The 15,251-nt window shown below is 70.1% G+C and carries 14 protein-coding genes; 7 read left to right on the forward strand and 7 right to left on the reverse strand.

The annotated features are described in order from the left end of the window. Positions 1-6: 6 nt before the first annotated feature. Complete coding sequence (locus CJ179_RS20095; protein ID WP_095862584.1) at positions 7-435, reverse strand: PaaI family thioesterase; 429 nt, start codon at positions 433-435, stop codon at positions 7-9. A 4-nt stretch (positions 436-439) separates the two neighbouring features. Next, the gene (locus tag CJ179_RS20100) at positions 440-1,003 is read right to left on the reverse strand and encodes a TetR/AcrR family transcriptional regulator (protein WP_072940098.1); all 564 of its coding nucleotides are present in this window, start codon (positions 1,001-1,003) and stop codon (positions 440-442) included. A gap of 89 nt (positions 1,004-1,092) precedes the next feature. Here CJ179_RS20100 and CJ179_RS20105 point away from each other — a divergent pair, with 89 nt between their 5' ends. Together CJ179_RS20105 and CJ179_RS20110 are read left to right on the forward strand one after the other, a co-directional pair. Continuing rightward, positions 1,093-2,295, forward strand: coding sequence for an adenylate/guanylate cyclase domain-containing protein (locus tag CJ179_RS20105; RefSeq protein ID WP_072940100.1), 1,203 nt, complete (start codon positions 1,093-1,095; stop codon positions 2,293-2,295). 83 nt (positions 2,296-2,378) lie between these two features. Then, a complete protein-coding gene (locus CJ179_RS20110) occupies positions 2,379-2,684 on the forward strand; it encodes a hypothetical protein (RefSeq protein WP_072940103.1) in 306 nt (101 codons plus the stop codon). A 5-nt stretch (positions 2,685-2,689) separates the two neighbouring features. Here the strand turns inward: CJ179_RS20110 and CJ179_RS20115 are convergent, their stop codons facing one another. After that, on the reverse strand, positions 2,690-3,250 hold the full coding sequence (locus CJ179_RS20115; RefSeq protein WP_072940105.1) for a TetR/AcrR family transcriptional regulator: 561 nt from the start codon (positions 3,248-3,250) through the stop codon (positions 2,690-2,692). 104 nt (positions 3,251-3,354) lie between these two features. Between CJ179_RS20115 and CJ179_RS20120 the strand changes: the two genes are divergently transcribed. Continuing rightward, complete coding sequence (locus tag CJ179_RS20120; protein ID WP_095862585.1) at positions 3,355-4,797, forward strand: FAD-dependent oxidoreductase; 1,443 nt, start codon at positions 3,355-3,357, stop codon at positions 4,795-4,797. Here the strand turns inward: CJ179_RS20120 and pepN are convergent. Genes pepN through CJ179_RS20140 form a run of 4 tightly spaced genes read right to left on the reverse strand, consistent with a single transcriptional unit; the run spans position 4,787 to position 9,918 of the window. Further along, positions 4,787-7,294, reverse strand: coding sequence for an aminopeptidase N (gene pepN / locus CJ179_RS20125; RefSeq protein WP_072940111.1), 2,508 nt, complete (start codon positions 7,292-7,294; stop codon positions 4,787-4,789). The two genes, CJ179_RS20120 and pepN, sit on opposite strands and share 11 nt — an antisense overlap. A gap of 37 nt (positions 7,295-7,331) precedes the next feature. Then, positions 7,332-8,186 (reverse strand): DMT family transporter, encoded by an 855-nt coding sequence (locus CJ179_RS20130; RefSeq protein WP_072940114.1) that lies wholly within the window; start codon positions 8,184-8,186, stop codon positions 7,332-7,334. Between the two features lie 19 nt (positions 8,187-8,205). Beyond that, the gene (locus CJ179_RS20135; protein WP_072940117.1) at positions 8,206-9,006 is read right to left on the reverse strand and encodes a crotonase/enoyl-CoA hydratase family protein; all 801 of its coding nucleotides are present in this window, start codon (positions 9,004-9,006) and stop codon (positions 8,206-8,208) included. A 57-nt stretch (positions 9,007-9,063) separates the two neighbouring features. After that, the gene (locus CJ179_RS20140) at positions 9,064-9,918 is read right to left on the reverse strand and encodes an SDR family oxidoreductase (protein WP_255314964.1); all 855 of its coding nucleotides are present in this window, start codon (positions 9,916-9,918) and stop codon (positions 9,064-9,066) included. Positions 9,919-10,009: 91 nt separating this feature from the next. On the opposite strand from CJ179_RS20140, the gene CJ179_RS20145 reads away from it, so the two are divergent. From CJ179_RS20145 to CJ179_RS20160, 4 genes are read left to right on the forward strand one after another with little or no spacing between them, the layout of a single operon-like run. Then, positions 10,010-10,801, forward strand: coding sequence for a TIGR03084 family metal-binding protein (locus CJ179_RS20145; RefSeq protein ID WP_095862586.1), 792 nt, complete (start codon positions 10,010-10,012; stop codon positions 10,799-10,801). Further along, positions 10,798-12,504 (forward strand): acyclic terpene utilization AtuA family protein, encoded by a 1,707-nt coding sequence (locus CJ179_RS20150; protein ID WP_072940125.1) that lies wholly within the window; start codon positions 10,798-10,800, stop codon positions 12,502-12,504. Before CJ179_RS20145 ends, CJ179_RS20150 begins: the two co-directional genes overlap by 4 nt. Then, positions 12,501-13,649 carry an acyl-CoA dehydrogenase family protein gene (locus CJ179_RS20155; RefSeq protein WP_095862587.1) on the forward strand — a complete coding sequence of 383 codons (1,149 nt, stop codon included), beginning with the start codon at positions 12,501-12,503 and terminating at the stop codon, positions 13,647-13,649. The genes CJ179_RS20150 and CJ179_RS20155 overlap by 4 nt, the downstream gene beginning before the upstream one ends. Then, the gene (locus tag CJ179_RS20160) at positions 13,646-15,244 is read left to right on the forward strand and encodes an acyl-CoA carboxylase subunit beta (RefSeq protein ID WP_072940130.1); all 1,599 of its coding nucleotides are present in this window, start codon (positions 13,646-13,648) and stop codon (positions 15,242-15,244) included. Before CJ179_RS20155 ends, CJ179_RS20160 begins: the two co-directional genes overlap by 4 nt. Positions 15,245-15,251 lie beyond the last annotated feature (7 nt).

Below are 15,251 nucleotides of genomic sequence, written 5' to 3' on the forward strand. Positions count from 1 at the left end.
CCGCGACTATCGCGGCTGCTTGACTGTCGCCGTGCCCTGGGCGGCGGCGCACAGTACCTCCGAACCGTCCTCCTGCACCGCGTAGATGTCGCACCGGCACAGCGCCTGGCGGCGAGTGCACGCGTCGGCCCGGGCGTCCGCTCGCAGCAGTACGCCCTGCGCGGGCCGGAGGTAGGTGATCGTGAAGCCCGCGGTCATGATGTTCGCGCCGAGGACCGTGCCCGCGGCGAACGTGAGGGCGTTGTCGGCGGCGTACGACAGGACACCGCCGTGCACGAAGCCGTTCTGTTGCCGCAGTTCGTCCCGGACCGGGATCTCGAGGGTGGTGCCGCCCTCGCCGAACTGCGTCATCCGTGCGCCGACGAGCACGCTGAACGGCTGGGCCTCCAGCACGGCCTGCGCGGTGTCGGCGGTGAGCGCGACGTCGACTGTCATCCCTTTACTCCTGGTTTCGTAACGAATCCCACGCGGCGCGCGCCAGTTCGGGCGCGACCGTGGTGGGGTCGGTGGTCATGGCGCCCGCGAGCCATTGGCGCGAGTACTCCTGCGCCGGGCCGAGCCACAACGCGTAGAGCACGTCGAAGTCGAATCGGCGGACCGTTCCGTAGTGTTCGTGGACCCGCCACCAGTGGGTGACGTCGCGGAAGAACGCGGCATTGGTGGTGTCGGCCCGCTCGTCGACGCCCGGCGGGCGCGGCGCGGCGAGGATGGTGGCCCGCTGTGGGTTGCCGGACACCCAGTGCAGGTGGCGGACGACGGCACCTTCCACCCCGGACCGGGCATCGGCGCATTCCGCGAGTGCGGCCCGGAATCCGCCCTGGTAGTCGGCGAGTGCGCGCAACCAGACCTGCAGGTACAGCTCTTCCTTGTTCGGAAAGTGGTGGTAGACGGCTCCCACGCTGACCCCGGCCTCCTGCCGGATGTCGGCCAGCCGGGTGCCGAGGACGCCGCGGCGGGCGAAATGGCCCTCCGCCACGTCCAGTAACAGACTTTGAATCGGCACACACCGAATATAGTTCGGTCCCGGTCGCGGGGACAGGGAGTTCGGAGGATTACGGCGAAGGGCGACGTCGTTCCTGGGACGATGGGGACGTGCGCACTCCGCGACAGCCCCGACGGATCACGCCCCGGACGGGACGTCTGGTGTCCCCACCGACCCGCCCGCTGCGACGCCCCGGTCCGCCGCCGTCGCTGCTCCACGAGTTCGAGCGCGCCGGCCTCCTCGACGGGCTCAGCGGGCCGGACCGGTCCGCGCGCATGGGGGTGCTGAACACCCTCATCGAGGACGGGGCGTCGGTCGACGATCTCCGCGGCGCCGCGCGGGGCGATCGCCTCGCACACGTGCTGCTCGAGCACGCGCTGTCGCCGAAAGGCCGGTACAGCATCGACGACATCGCCCGGAAGGTGGGCGTCACCGTCGACGACGCCCGCCGGTGGTTCCGCGCCATCGGGCGGGGTGCGTCGGCGGACGGCACGTTCTACGACGACGGCGACCTCGACCTCGCGCGCGGACTGGAGCAGTACCGGGATCTGGGTCTCGACGAGAGCGCCATCTTCGCGGCCGCCCGGGTGCTCGGCCGCAACCTCTGGACGGTCGCCGGCGCCGCGGACTCGCTCCTGCAGGAGCGGCTCGAGGCGACGCGCGAGCATCCCGAGGTGGCCCTGCGGTACGCGGTGGAGATGCGTCGCATCGTGGATTTCGAGGCGCAGATCCTGGCTCATCTCATCGCCACCGCTCTGCGCCATCAACTCCGGTCCGACGCGGTGGGAATCGCGGGCGACGCGAACCTCCAGGTGCGGGGAGCGCAGGAGGTCGGGGTCTGTTTCGCGGACCTCGTCGGATTCACGCTGCTCGGGGAGCAGGCGGAGCCCGCCGATCTGGGCCGGGTGGCCGAGCGCCTCGACCTGGTGGCCACGGATCTGGTGTCGCCGCCGGTGCGTCTGGTGAAGACGATCGGGGACGCCGTCATGATGGTCTCGCCCGATCCCAACGCGCTGGCGCATGTCGCGCTCGACCTCGTGCAAGCCGCGCGCGCCGAGGGGCTTCCGCAGTTGCGGGCCGGGATCGCCTGGGGCACGGCGGTACCGAGCGCCGGCGACTGGTTCGGCAGGCCGGTCGCCATGGCCGGTCGCGTCGTCACGGTCGCGCCGTCCCAGGAGGTGGTCGTGACGGGGGAGTTCTACGACGAACTGGACAGCGACGAGTTCTGGGGTGAACCGGCGGGCAGTCACCGGCTCGAGGGAATCGACGCCCCGCAGAAGCTTTTCGGGATCGGCCGCCGGTCCGTGGCCTGACCGGCGCGCCGCCGGAAAACGTGTCGTACCCTCGCGATACGGTCATGGCACAGCTCACAGAAGCACATCGAGCGAGGCGCAACATGACTGGCGATTCGGGCGCAGACTGGCATTTCTACGCAGTGGTGGAGACCGCGGTGGACGGCGGTCACACGCTCGCCGCGTTCGGGCCGAGGCCGACGGCGCTCGACGCCCTCCGGCTGGCCGTCCATTCGGTCAACCACACCGCGTATTCGGTTCTCGAACAGGGGATTGCGGGTGATCCGCGGGCCGACGCGAGCGTCGTCGAGCGGTTGCCGATCACGTCGTTCACCATCCGGCGGCACCGCCGCAGCACGAGTGAAATCGACGCCCGCTGGATGCTGAACGGCGGCAGACATCACCGGTAGGGCGGCTACTGCGGTTCCGTGGTGAGGTAGTACTCGAGCACGGGCCCGACCCACCGCATCAGCTGTTCGTGCGTCATATCCGCGAGGGGCGGCACCCGGAGTACGTAGCGGGAGAAGGCGAGTCCGAGGACCTGCGACCCGACGAGGGCCGCGCGCTCGTCGGCGTGATCGGCCGCGACCGCTGCGAGCGCGGGCGCCACCTGGCGGGCGAAGACCTGCAACATCGCCTCGGCGGCCCGCGGGCTGCTGGCCGCCGCGCGGAGCAGGGGGAGGAACGCGCCGTCGTTCTCCCACACCGCGAAGAAGCGCGGCATCAGCACGGTCGCGAGTTCCCGCACCGGAACGTCGCGGAGGTCGGGGAGGTGCAGTTCGAATTCGGCGGCCTCGGCGAACAGCGATTCCTTGTTGGTGAAGTACCGGACCACGAGTGCGGGGTCGACGCCGACGTCCGACGCGACGGCGCGCATCGTCGTGCGTTCGTAGCCGTTCGTGCCGAACCGGGCACGGGCCGCGTCGAGGATCGCGGCGCGGGTGGCGACGGCGGAGCGGGCGCGGCGTTCAGGCATTCCCGAAGTGTAGTCAACAACTGTTGACCTGGCGTCGGGATGCGTCTACCGTCAAAGTCAACAGTTGTTGACTTGCTGGGAACCTTTCGATCGGAGGCAACGTCATGAAGCACATCGACGTGGTGGTGATCGGCGCGGGACCCACCGGATGCATGCTCGCGGCCGAGTTGGCGACGGCGGGCCGATCCGTGACGGTGCTCGACAAACGCGCCGCGCCGTCGACCCTCAGCCGCGCATTCGGCGTCCACGCCCGCACTCTCGAACTGCTCGACGCCCGCGGACTCGCCGACCGTCTCGTGGCCACCGGTGCCGCCTCACCGGGCCTGAAACTGTGGCGCGGCGCAGCGCTGAACCTCGGGCGCCTGCGGTCCCGCTTCCCGTACGTCCTCGTCACCCCGCAGCAGAACGTCGACGCCCTCCTCGAGGCGCACGCCCGGGAGCGCGGCGCCGACTTCGTCCGGGGTTTCACCGTCACCGGTGTGGAGCAGGACGGGGACGGCGTCTGCGTTCACGGCCACGACGGTTCGGGACGCGCCGGCACGTTTCACGCGGCGTATGCGGTCGGTGCGGACGGCGCGCACAGCGTGGTGCGGACGTTGATCGGGCAGCCGTTCCCGGGCAAGGCCGTGCTGCGGTCGATCATGCTCGCCGACGTCGAACTCGAGAACCCGCCGGACAACCTCGTGACCGTCAACGCCGTCCGCGACGGATTCGCCTTCATCGCGCCCTACGGCGACAACCTGTTTCGCGTGATCGCCTGGAATCGCAGCCACCAGGTGGACGACAGCGCCCCCGTGGACCGGGAGGAACTGCGTAGCACCATCCGACTCGCGATGGGCACGGACTACGGACTCGGCGACGTGCGGTGGCAGTCGCGATTCCACAGCGACGAACGGCAGGTCCCGCAGTACCGGACGGGCCGGGTGTTCCTCGCAGGCGATGCCGCCCACGTGCATTCACCGGCGGGCGGCCAGGGGATGAACACCGGCATTCAGGACGCGATCAATCTCGGCTGGAAACTCGCGGCCGTTCTCGGCGGCGCGGACGACGCGGTGCTCGACACGTATCACTCCGAACGGCACCCGGTGGGGCGGCTGGTGCTGCGGTCGAGTGGTGCCACGATGCGCATGATGACCGTGCGGACGTGGATTCTGCGGAAGCTCCGGAACGGCGCGGTGGCAGCGCTTCTCGGCATTCCGCCGATCGGCGACGCGGTGGCGCGGATGTTCTCGGGCATCGGTATCGGCTACGGCCACGACGCCGGCGAGAGCGCTCTTGTGGGCCGACGGGCCGAGGACGTGCCCACCGACGCCGGCCGACTCTACGAGGTGCTGCGCTCGGGCGGGTTCGTCCTGGTCACCGAGCCGGGGGCGCCCGTTCCCTGCGGCATTCACGCGGTGACCCGGACCGATGCCGGGCCCGCACTGCTCGTCCGTCCCGACGGGTACGTCGCGTGGGCCGGCGACAGTGCGTCGGGGCTGTGGCGCCGCGCCCTGGAACGCTGGACCGCCCGCACCGCGATCGGGGCCGGGCCGGTCAGCCGGTGACCTCCGAGCTGTTGAAGGCCTGCGCCCGCAGGTCCCGGGCGAGGTGATCCCGCTGCTCGAGCACCAGCCGGCGTAGCGCGGCGGGCGCATCGGTGTTGCTTGCGAGCCATTCGTCGGCGGCGTCGAGACCCGGCGCGGCCGGGAACAGCCCGACCACGATCCGCCGGGCGATCTCGATGCTGCGCGTCTCCCACACCGAGCGGATCGCGGCGAAGTAGTCGGCGGCGTAGCCGGCGACGAGGTCGTGCCGGGCGCCTGCGCGGAATCCGGCGATGATCGCGCCGAGGTGGTCGTTGGACAGTGTGCGGTCGTGGAAGATCGTGTCCCAGGCCTTCGCCTTCACGTCCGGGTCCGGTCGTGAGAACGTCGCCCGCAGGTACGCGGTGCGGCCGGAACCGGTGTCGTCGCGGCGCAGTTCACCGTCGAGGTCCGCGTCGTCGGCGTGCCCGGTGGCGGCGAGCGCGCCCCTCAGCGCCCACCGCAGGTCCGGGTCGAGCGACAACCCGGCCGGTGCCCGCCCGTCGGTGTCGAGCAGCGACCGGATGTCCTCCGCGCGACTGTCGTCCACCTCGGCGGCGGCCGCCACCGCACGTGCCCAGGCGAGTTGGCTCCCCGACGCAGGCGGGGCATCCCACAATGCACGCCACGTGTGGTCGAGCCACTCGCGACGAGCGGCGGCGCGCGCGGTCTCGGGCAGATAGTGCTCGATCGCGTACGGGGCGTTGGCCAGCACGGACGTGAGCAGGGTCAGGTGCGATTCCGCCGGGGAGAACCGCTGGGCCATCGACTGATACCGCTTCGCGCCCAGTTCGCTGTCGCGGGTCGTGTTCCACAGCGACGACCAGATCAGGCCACGCGCCAGCGGGTCCCGCACCCGGTCGAGGGACTGCTCGACGGTGCTCAGCGATCGATCGTCCAACCGCACCTTCGCATACGTCAGGTCGGCGTCGTTGAGCACCACGAGCGGCGCGTCGTCGAGGTCGATCGGGGTGCGGGCGACCGCGAGGTCGACTTCGACCCGCGCCGCGCACACGAGATCGCCGGCCGCGTCGAAGTCGTAGCGCCCCACGCCGAGCCGATGTGGGCGCGGATCGGTCTGCACGATCGCGGCGCGCCCGTCGGGGTCCCGTTCCAGACTCAGCGCGGACACCCCGGTGGTCTGCAACCAGGCGCGTGCCCAGCTCGTCAGGTCCCGGCCCGACGTCGCCGACAGCTCCGTCAGCAGATCCGTGAGGGTGGTGTTCCCGAACGCGTGGGCACGGAAGTAGCGGCGCGCCCCCTCGAAGAACGCCTCCCGCCCGGCGTACGCGACGAGTTGCTTGAGGACGCTGGCGCCCTTCGCATACGTGATGCCGTCGAAGTTCAGTTTCGCGGCCTCGAGGTCGACGATGTCCGCCACGATCGGATGCGTCGTCGGCAGCTGGTCCTGCAGGTACGCCCACGCCTTGCGGCGGTTGGCGAAGGCCACCCACGCGTCCGTCCACCGGGTGGCTTCCGCGTTCGCCAGGGCGCCCATGTAGTCGGCGAACGATTCCTTGAGCCACAGGTCGTCCCACCACACCATCGTCACGAGGTCGCCGAACCACATGTGGGCCATCTCGTGCAGGATCGTGTTCGCGCGGCCCTCGTACTGGGAATCCGTGGCGGCGCCGCGGAACACGTACGCCTCGGTGAACGTCACGCAGCCCGGGTTCTCCATGGCCCCGAGGTTGTACTCGGGAACGAACACCTGGTCGTACTTGCCGAACGGGTACGGGTAGTCGAAGCCGTCCGCGAAGAAGCTCAGCCCCTGCCGGGTGATCTCGAAGATCGTGTCGGCGTCGAGGTACTGCGCGAGCGACGCCCGGCAGAGGACGCCCAGCGGGATCGTGAGATCGCCGCCGCTCCACGCCGAGTCCACCCGGTGGTACGGCCCGGCCACGACCGCGGTGATGTACGTGGAGATCGGCAGGGTCGGCGCGAACGTGACGACCTGCCCGCCGGTCGTGTCTTCCCGCTCGGCGACCTGCTGGTTGGAGATCACCTCCCACCCGTGCGGCGCGGTGACGACGAACGTGAACGGCGCCTTCAGGTCCGGCTGCTCGAAGCACGCGAACACCCGCCGCGCGTCCGCCGGTTCGTACTGCGTGTAGAGGTACGTCCGGTCGTCGGCCGGGTCGAGGAACCGGTGCAGTCCCTCACCGGAACGGCTGTATTCGCCCCGGGCGGCGACCGTCACGACGTTCGATTCCCGCAGCCCGGTCAACGCGATGCGGGCGCCGTCGTAGTCGACGGGGACGCCGGCGCCGTTGACGGTCACCGATTCCACGCCGGCCCCGAGGAAGTCGAGCCAGGTCGTGGACGCGCTCGCGGTGAACTCGACGGTGGTCGTGGTCGCGAACGTCCCGACCTCCGGGTCGACGGCGCCGAGTATGTCCAGTTCCACCCGATAGCCGAGAACCTCGATCGCGCGGGAACGTTCGGCGGTTTCGGCTCGGGTCAGGTTCGCGGTGCTCACGGGTCGATCCTGCCAGCCGGGCCCGTCGTCCGTGCCGCTACCGGTTGCCCAGCACGGATCCGACGCCCGCCGCGACGACGAGCGCGATCGCGGCGAGCGACTGCAGTCCGAGGACCTGCCCGAGCACGATCACCCCGGCGAGGGTCGCGGCCGCCGGTTCCAGCGCGATGAGTACGGCGAACACCTTCTTGCTCATCACCTGCAGCGCCCGCAGTTCGAGCGAGTACGGAATTACCGAGGACAGCAAGGCCACCACCGCGCCGACGGCCAGGATCCGGGGGTCGAACAGCGCGGTGCCGCCCGAAACAGCGCCGAGCGGAATCGTCAGCACCGCTGCGACGATGCTCGCCCCGGCCAGGCCGTCCGCGCTGGGTACCCTCGCGGCGAGGTGTGAGCCGGCGACGATGTAGCCGGCCCAGGCCGTGCCGGCGACGAGCGCGAACCCCACCCCCACGAGGTCGAGGGGCTCGGCGCCCGAGTTCTCGCGCAGACCGAGCAGGACCACGCCGGTCAGCGCCGCGAGCACCCACACGCCGTCCTGCAGTCTCCGCGACAGCACGGCGGCGAGGGTGAGCGGACCCAGGAATTCGATGGTGACCGCGGTGCCGAGCGGGAGCCGCGCGAGGGCCTCGTAGAACGCCGAGTTCATCACGGCGAGCGCCACTCCGAGTGCGAGAACACCCTGCCGCTGCGTGCGTGTCCACCGTCGCCACCGCGGCCGCACGATCACCCCGAGGATGATCGCCGCGATCGTCAGGCGCAGCGACACGGCGCCGCCTGCGCCGACCGCATCGAACAGGGTGCTCGCGAACGCGGCACCGAACTGGACGGACAGCACCGATCCGAGGACCGAGACGACGGGGAGAAGTTGACTGCGCGGTTCGGCTGTCACGGGTGTGCGCTGCCCGGGGTCACCGGCCGGTGAAGTTCGGAGTGCGGCGGTCGAGCATCGCGCCGACGGCCTCGTGATGGTCCGCGGTGTGGTGGGCGAGCGACTGCATGGCCGCAGACAGTTCGAGGAGGCTCTCGAGGCTCTGGTGACGGCCCTCGCGCAGCAGTTTCTTGGTCATCCGCAGCACCTGCGGCGGGTTGACCGCCACCCGGTCGGCGAGTGCCCGTGCCGCGTCGAGGAGTTCCCCGGGTTCGACGACCTGCGAGACGAGTCCCCATTCGAGCGCCTTCGCGGCGTCGATCGCGTCGCCGGTGAACGCCATCTCGCTGGCCCGCGCCATCCCGACCGCCTGCGGAAGGAACCAGGCGCCGCCGTCGCCGGGAACGAGTCCGACCTTGACGAAGCTCTCGGCGAACACGGCGGCCGTGGAGGCGATCCGCATGTCGCACATCAGCGACAGGTCGCAGCCGGCGCCGATCGCGGGTCCGTTGACGGCGGCGATGGTCGGCACCTCGCAGTGGTAGAGCGCGAGCGGGATGCGCTGGATGCCGTGCCGGTAGCCCTGACGCAGGTCGGCGGGGGAGCCGCCGAACATTCCCGCGCGGTCGCGCATGTGCTTGACGTTGCCGCCGGAGGAGAACGCCGAACCGGCACCGGTGACGATCGCGGCGCGCACACTGGGATCACCGTTGACGTCGGCCACCGCATTCTCCAGCGCCTCGATCACGTCCGGCTCGGAGATGGGATTGCGGGCCTCCGGGCGGTTGAGCGTCCAGGTGACGATGTCGCCTTCGCGGGTGGTGAGCACGGCGTCGGTCATGGACGACTCCCTCGGGTGTGAGCGCGGATTCGAGACCGTCCCAGTCTGTCATTGCGCTCAGATGCCGGTGCGCCGTACCAGTGCGTCGGTGGCGGACGGCGCGAACGTGCCGAGTAGCCGGAACAATTCGGCGTAACTGGGGAGCAGTTCGATCGGGCGGGTGCGCACCGCCGTGACGAACCATTCCGCCGCCTGCTCGGGAGTCAGTGCCGCCATCGCGTCGTAGTCCGCGGTGGGCGCGATCATCGGAGTGCGGACCAAGGGGAAGTCGAGGGTGGTCACCGAGATCCCGCGGTCGCGCAGTTCGGCGCCGAGGCTGCGGCCGAACGCGCCGACGGCCGCCTTGGACGCGTGGTAGGCGGAGAACTTGGGCATGACCCCGGCCGGCACACCCCACGTCGCGACGTTGATGACGTGCCCCTCGCCGCGCTCGAGCATCGACGGGAGCAACTTCAGGGTCAGCCGCGTCGAGCCGAAGTAGTTGACGGCCATGGTGCGTTCGAAGTCGTGGAAGCGGTCCAGCGAGTCCTCCACGGTCCGCCGGATCGACCGTCCGGCGTTGTTGACGAGAACGTCGACGGGTCCGATCTCCCCGAGCACCCGCGCGACGAGGGCGTCGACGGACTCCGGGTCCGTGAGGTCGCACGGGACGGCGTGGGCGTCGCAACCCGATCGCAGGATGTCGTCGCGCACCGACTCGAGGGCGTCGGAGCCGCGGGCGACGAGGACGACCTCCGCGCCGAGGGTCGCGAGCCGGCGTGCCGCCGCTTCGCCGACGCCCGAGGAACCGCCGGTGACGAGGATCCGCTTCCCGGCGATGGTGTGGCCGGTTCCCGGGACCAGTCGGGCTGCCAGGGTGCGCGGGGTGGGGAGTGGGTTGAGCGCGGCCTGGGTGAGCATCTGTCGGATCACGTGACCAGGATGTCAGCTCGCCGAGCGATGCGCAGCCAAATAACAATCAATCGTGCTTGCTTTTTTATCGGGTCGGTGTGATGCTGGTCGCATGGCTGAACTGCAGAGGTTCATCGATGATCTGTGCGCCGAGAGCGACTCGCTGGACGCGCTCGTCGCCGACCTCCCCGACACCCGCTGGGCCGATCCGACACCGGCCGAGGGCTGGACCATCGCCCACCAGATCGGGCATCTGCTGTGGACCGACGAGGCCGCGCTGCTGGCGATCACCGACCCCGACGGCTTCACCGAGCAGCTGACGGTGGCCGCCGCGAACCCCGGTGGATTCGTCGACGCCGGCGCCGCCGAACACGCCCGGCGCGCACCCGCGGAACTCCTGGCGGCGTGGCGTTCGGCCCGAACACGGCTCGCGGAGGCCCTCCTGGCCGTGCCGCCGGGACAGAAGATCCTCTGGTACGGCCCGCCGATGAAGGCGGCGTCGATGGCTACCGCCCGGTTGATGGAAACCTGGGCGCACGGCCAGGACGTCGCCGACGCGCTCAGAGTGCCGCGCAAACCCACCGAGCGGTTGAAGAGCATCGCCCACCTCGGCGTCCGCACCCGCGACTTCGCCTACGCCGTCAACGAACTCGCCCCGCCCGCGGAGGAGTTCCGCGTGGAACTCACCGCCCCCGACGGAGTGTCCGTCTGGACGTGGGGTCCCGAGGGCGCCGCGCAGAAGGTCACCGGACCCGCCGAGGACTTCTGCCTCCTCGTCACCCAGCGCGCGAACCGTGCCGACCTCGCCCTCGCGGCCACCGGCGCGGACGCCGACGCGTGGCTGAACATCGCTCAGGCCTTCGCGGGCCCGGCGGGCGGCGGCCGTCAGGCGGGAACCCGATGACCGTGCGGATCGGCAACTGCTCCGGCTTCTACGGCGACCGCCTGTCGGCGATGCGCGAGATGCTCGAGGGCGGCGAACTCGACTACCTGACCGGCGACTACCTCGCCGAACTCACCATGCTGATCCTCGGCCGCGACCGCATGAAGGACCCGAACCGTGGCTACGCCAAGACGTTCCTCCGTCAGGCGGAGGACTGCCTCGGGCTCGCCCTCGACCGCGGGGTTCGCATCGTCGCGAACGCCGGCGGGCTCAACCCTGCCGGCCTCGCGGACGCATTGCGGGAGGTGAACGACAGGCTGGGGTTGCAGGCGAAGATCGCCCACGTCGAAGGCGACGACCTGATCGGCCGGGCCGCCGAACTGGGGCTGGGTAGCCCGCTGACCGCCAACGCCTACCTCGGGGCGTGGGGCATCGTCGAATGTCTGAACGCCGGCGCCGACGTGGTCGTCACCGGACGGGTCACCGACGCGTCCGTGATCGTGGGCCCGGCCGCCGCGCACTTCGGCTGGCAGCGAGACGATGTCGATCAGCTCGCCGGCGCCGTGGTCGCGGGACACGTCATCGAGTGCGGCACTCAGGCGACGGGCGGCAACTACGCGTTCTTCACCGAGATCGACGACCTCGACCGCCCCGGGTTCCCGATCGCCGAGATCGACTCGGACGGATCGTCCGTCATCACCAAGCATCCCGGCACGGGCGGCGCCGTCACCGTCGGCACCGTCACCGCGCAGTTGCTGTACGAGATCACCGGCGGCCGGTACGCCGGACCCGACGTGACCGCGCGGATCGACACCGCCGCACTGTCGCAGGACGGCCCCGACCGGGTCCGGATCAGCGGCGTCAGCGGGGAGGCGCCGCCGCCGCAGCTCAAGGTGTCGCTGAACACGCTCGCCGGCTTCCGCAACGAGGCCGTGTTCGTGCTCACCGGCCTCGACATCGAGGCCAAGGCGGCGCTCGTGAAGCGGCAACTCGAAGGGTGGCTGCCCACCCGGCCTGCCGAACTCGACTGGTCGCTCGCCCGCACCGACCACCCGGACGCCGACACCGAGGAAGCGGCGAGCGCGCTGCTGCGCTGCGTGGTCCGGGACCCCGACGCCAACGCTGTCGGTCGCGGATTCTCTTCCGTCGCAGTCGAAATGGCCCTCGCGAGCTACCCCGGATTCACGCTGACGGCGCCGCCCGGGCAGGGGCAGCCCTACGGGGTGTTCACCCCCGGCTACGTGTACGCCAAGGAGGTGCCGCACGTCGCGGTGCTGCCGGACGGCACCCGCGTCGACATCGAACCCGCCACCGACGTCCGGGAACTCGCGGATGTCGACGAGCCCGCGCTCCCGGAGCCGCGGGCGGCGGAACCCACGGTCCGGGTCGCGCTCGGCACCATCGCCGGGGCACGTAGCGGCGACAAGGGCGGCAACGCGAACGTCGGTGTGTGGGTGCGCACCGACGAGCAGTGGCGGTGGCTGGTCCACGCATTGACCGTCGACGAGGTGAAGCGCCTGCTCCCGGAGGCCGCCGATCTCACCGTCACGAGGTACGTGCTGCCGAAACTGCGCGCCGTCAACTTCGTGATCGAGGGAATCCTCGGGCAGGGCGTCGCGTCCCAGGCCCGGTTCGACCCGCAGGCCAAGGGCCTCGGCGAATGGCTGAGATCCCGGCACCTCGACATACCCAAAGCACTCCTCCCCGAAGGGACACCGTTGTGAGCGTGTGGGACACACCCGAGCGGCAGGAACTGCGCAAGACGGTGCGCAGCTTCGTCGAACGACAGATACTGCCGCACCTGGACGAGTGGGAGCGCGACGGTGAACTGCCCCGTACCCTCCACCGGGAGGCCGCCCAACTGGGACTGCTCGGCGCCGGCTTCCCCGAATCCGTCGGCGGCGAGGGCGGCGACCTCGTCGACGCGGTGCTGATCTGCGAGGAATTCCACCAGGCGGGTGCGTCGGGCGGTGTGTTCGCTTCCCTGTTCACCTCGGGAATCGCGCTGCCGCACCTCGCCACCGCGGGCGATCCGGAGCAGATCGAGAAGTGGGTCCGCCCCACCCTGCGCGGCGAACTCATCGGCTCGCTCGCCATCACCGAACCCGGTGGCGGTTCCGACGTCGGGCATCTGCGGACCACCGCGGTCCGCGACGGCGACCACTTCGTCGTCAACGGGTCCAAGACGTTCATCACGTCCGCCGTCCGCGCCGACTTCGTGGTCACCGCCGTCCGCACCGGCGGCCCTGGCGCGTCCGGGGTCTCCCTCCTCGTGATCGAGAAGGGCACACCCGGATTCGAGGTGGCGCGCAAACTCGACAAGATGGGCTGGCGCGCGTCGGACACGGCCGAATTGTCGTTCGTCGACGCACGGGTACCCGCCGCCAACCTGGTCGGCGAGGAGAACAGCGGGTTCGCGCAGATCGCCCAGGCCTTCCTCACCGAGCGCATCGCCCTCGCCGCGCAGGCCTATGCGAGCGCGCAGCGGTGCCTCGACCTCACGCTGGCGTGGGTACGCGACCGGGAGACGTTCGGCCGTCCCCTGATCAGCAGGCAGTCGGTGCAGAACACAGTCACCGAGATGGCCCGCCGGACCGACGTCGCCCGCGTCTACACCCGGGCGCTGGTGGAGCGCTCGCTCGTGTCGAACGAGGACTTCATCGCCGAGGTCTGCTTCGCGAAGAACACCGCCGTCGAGGCGGGCGAGTGGGTGGCCAACCAGGCCGTCCAGCTGTTCGGCGGCCTCGGCTACATGCGGGAGAGCGAAGTGGAACGACAGTACCGCGACATGCGCATCCTCGGAATCGGTGGCGGCACCACCGAGATCCTGACGGGGCTCGCGGCCAAGCGATTGGGGTATCAGTCATGACCACGTTGAAATCCGCCCTGGACACCGGTTCCGAGGAGTACGCCGCCGCCGCGAACGCGATGACGGAAAAACTCGCCGAGATCGAGACCGAGCACGCCAAGGCGCTCGCGGGCGGCGGCGAGAAATACACCGAGCGGCACAAGAAGCGCGGCAAACTCCTCGCCCGAGAGCGCATCGAACTGCTCCTCGACCCGGACTCGCCGTTCCTCGAACTGTGCCCGCTCGCGGCGTGGGGCAGCGACTTCCCGGTCGGCGCCAGCACCGTGGTGGGCATCGGCGTCGTGGAAGGCGTCGAATGCCTGATCGTCGCGAACGACCCGACGGTCCGCGGCGGAACCAGCAACCCGTGGACGCTGCGGAAGGGATTCCGCGCCAACGACATCGCCCGGCAGAACCGGCTCCCCGTCATCTCCCTCGTGGAATCCGGCGGCGCCGACCTTCCCACGCAGAAGGAAGTGTTCATACCCGGTGGGCGCATGTTCCGCGACCTCACCCAGCTGTCCGCGGCGGGTATCCCGACCATCGCCCTCGTCTTCGGCAACTCGACCGCCGGCGGCGCGTACATCCCCGGCATGTCTGATCACGTCGTCATGATCAAGGAACGGTCCAAGGTGTTCCTCGCCGGGCCGCCGCTGGTCAAGATGGCCACCGGTGAGGAATCCGACGACGAAACCCTCGGCGGCGCCGAAATGCACGCCCGCAAGTCCGGTCTCGCCGACTACTTCGCCGTCGACGAGCAGGACGCCATCCGGATCGGCCGCAGCATCGTCAAACGCCTGAACTGGAAGAAGCAGGGCCCGGCGCCGCGCGCGGAGGTGATCGAGCCGCTCGAGGATCCCGAGGAACTGCTCGGCATCGTCCCCGCCGACCTCAAGATCCCGTTCGACCCCCGCGAGGTCATCGCCCGCATCGTCGACGGCTCCGACTTCGACGAGTTCAAGCCGATGTACGGATCGTCCCTCGTCACCGGCTGGGCCGAACTGCACGGATATCCGGTGGGCATCCTCGCCAACGCGCGCGGCGTGCTGTTCAGCGAGGAATCGCAGAAGGCCACCCAGTTCATCCAGCTCGCCAACCGCTCGAACACCCCACTGTTGTTCCTGCACAACACGACCGGCTACATGGTCGGCAAGGAGTACGAGGAAGGCGGGATGATCAAGCACGGGTCGATGATGATCAACGCCGTCTCCAACTCCACCGTCCCGCACATCTCGATCCTGCTCGGCGCGTCCTACGGCGCCGGCCACTACGGCATGTGCGGACGCGCGTTCGACCCCCGATTCCTGTTCGCCTGGCCGAGTTCCAAATCCGCCGTCATGGGCGGCGCGCAGCTGGCCGGCGTCATCTCCATCGTCAGCCGGGCCTCCGCCGAGGCGCGGGGGCAGGCGTTCGACGAAGAAGCCGACGCCGGGATGCGCGCCATGATCGAGAACCAGATCGAGGCCGAATCCGTGCCGATGTTCCTGTCCGGTCGCCTCTACGACGACGGCGTCATCGACCCGCGCGACACCCGCACCGTGGTGGGAATGTGCCTGTCGGCCATTGCCAACGCCCCGATCGAAGGCGCCGAGAACTTCGGCGTCTTCCGGATGTGAGGCACGA

The sequence above is a fragment of the Rhodococcus sp. ACS1 genome (genome assembly GCF_002300155.1).
Lineage (GTDB): Bacteria > Actinomycetota > Actinomycetes > Mycobacteriales > Mycobacteriaceae > Rhodococcus_F > Rhodococcus_F koreensis.

Coding starts and splice junctions, on each gene's coding strand:
- CJ179_RS20095 (WP_095862584.1), bottom strand. CDS start 435: ATGACAGTCGACGTCGCGCTCACCGCCGACACCGCGCAGGCCGTGCTG.
- CJ179_RS20110 (WP_072940103.1), top strand. CDS start 2,379: ATGACTGGCGATTCGGGCGCAGACTGGCATTTCTACGCAGTGGTGGAG.
- CJ179_RS20115 (WP_072940105.1), bottom strand. CDS start 3,250: ATGCCTGAACGCCGCGCCCGCTCCGCCGTCGCCACCCGCGCCGCGATC.
- CJ179_RS20120 (WP_095862585.1), top strand. CDS start 3,355: ATGAAGCACATCGACGTGGTGGTGATCGGCGCGGGACCCACCGGATGC.
- CJ179_RS20135 (WP_072940117.1), bottom strand. CDS start 9,006: ATGACCGACGCCGTGCTCACCACCCGCGAAGGCGACATCGTCACCTGG.
- CJ179_RS20145 (WP_095862586.1), top strand. CDS start 10,010: ATGGCTGAACTGCAGAGGTTCATCGATGATCTGTGCGCCGAGAGCGAC.
- CJ179_RS20150 (WP_072940125.1), top strand. CDS start 10,798: ATGACCGTGCGGATCGGCAACTGCTCCGGCTTCTACGGCGACCGCCTG.
- CJ179_RS20160 (WP_072940130.1), top strand. CDS start 13,646: ATGACCACGTTGAAATCCGCCCTGGACACCGGTTCCGAGGAGTACGCC.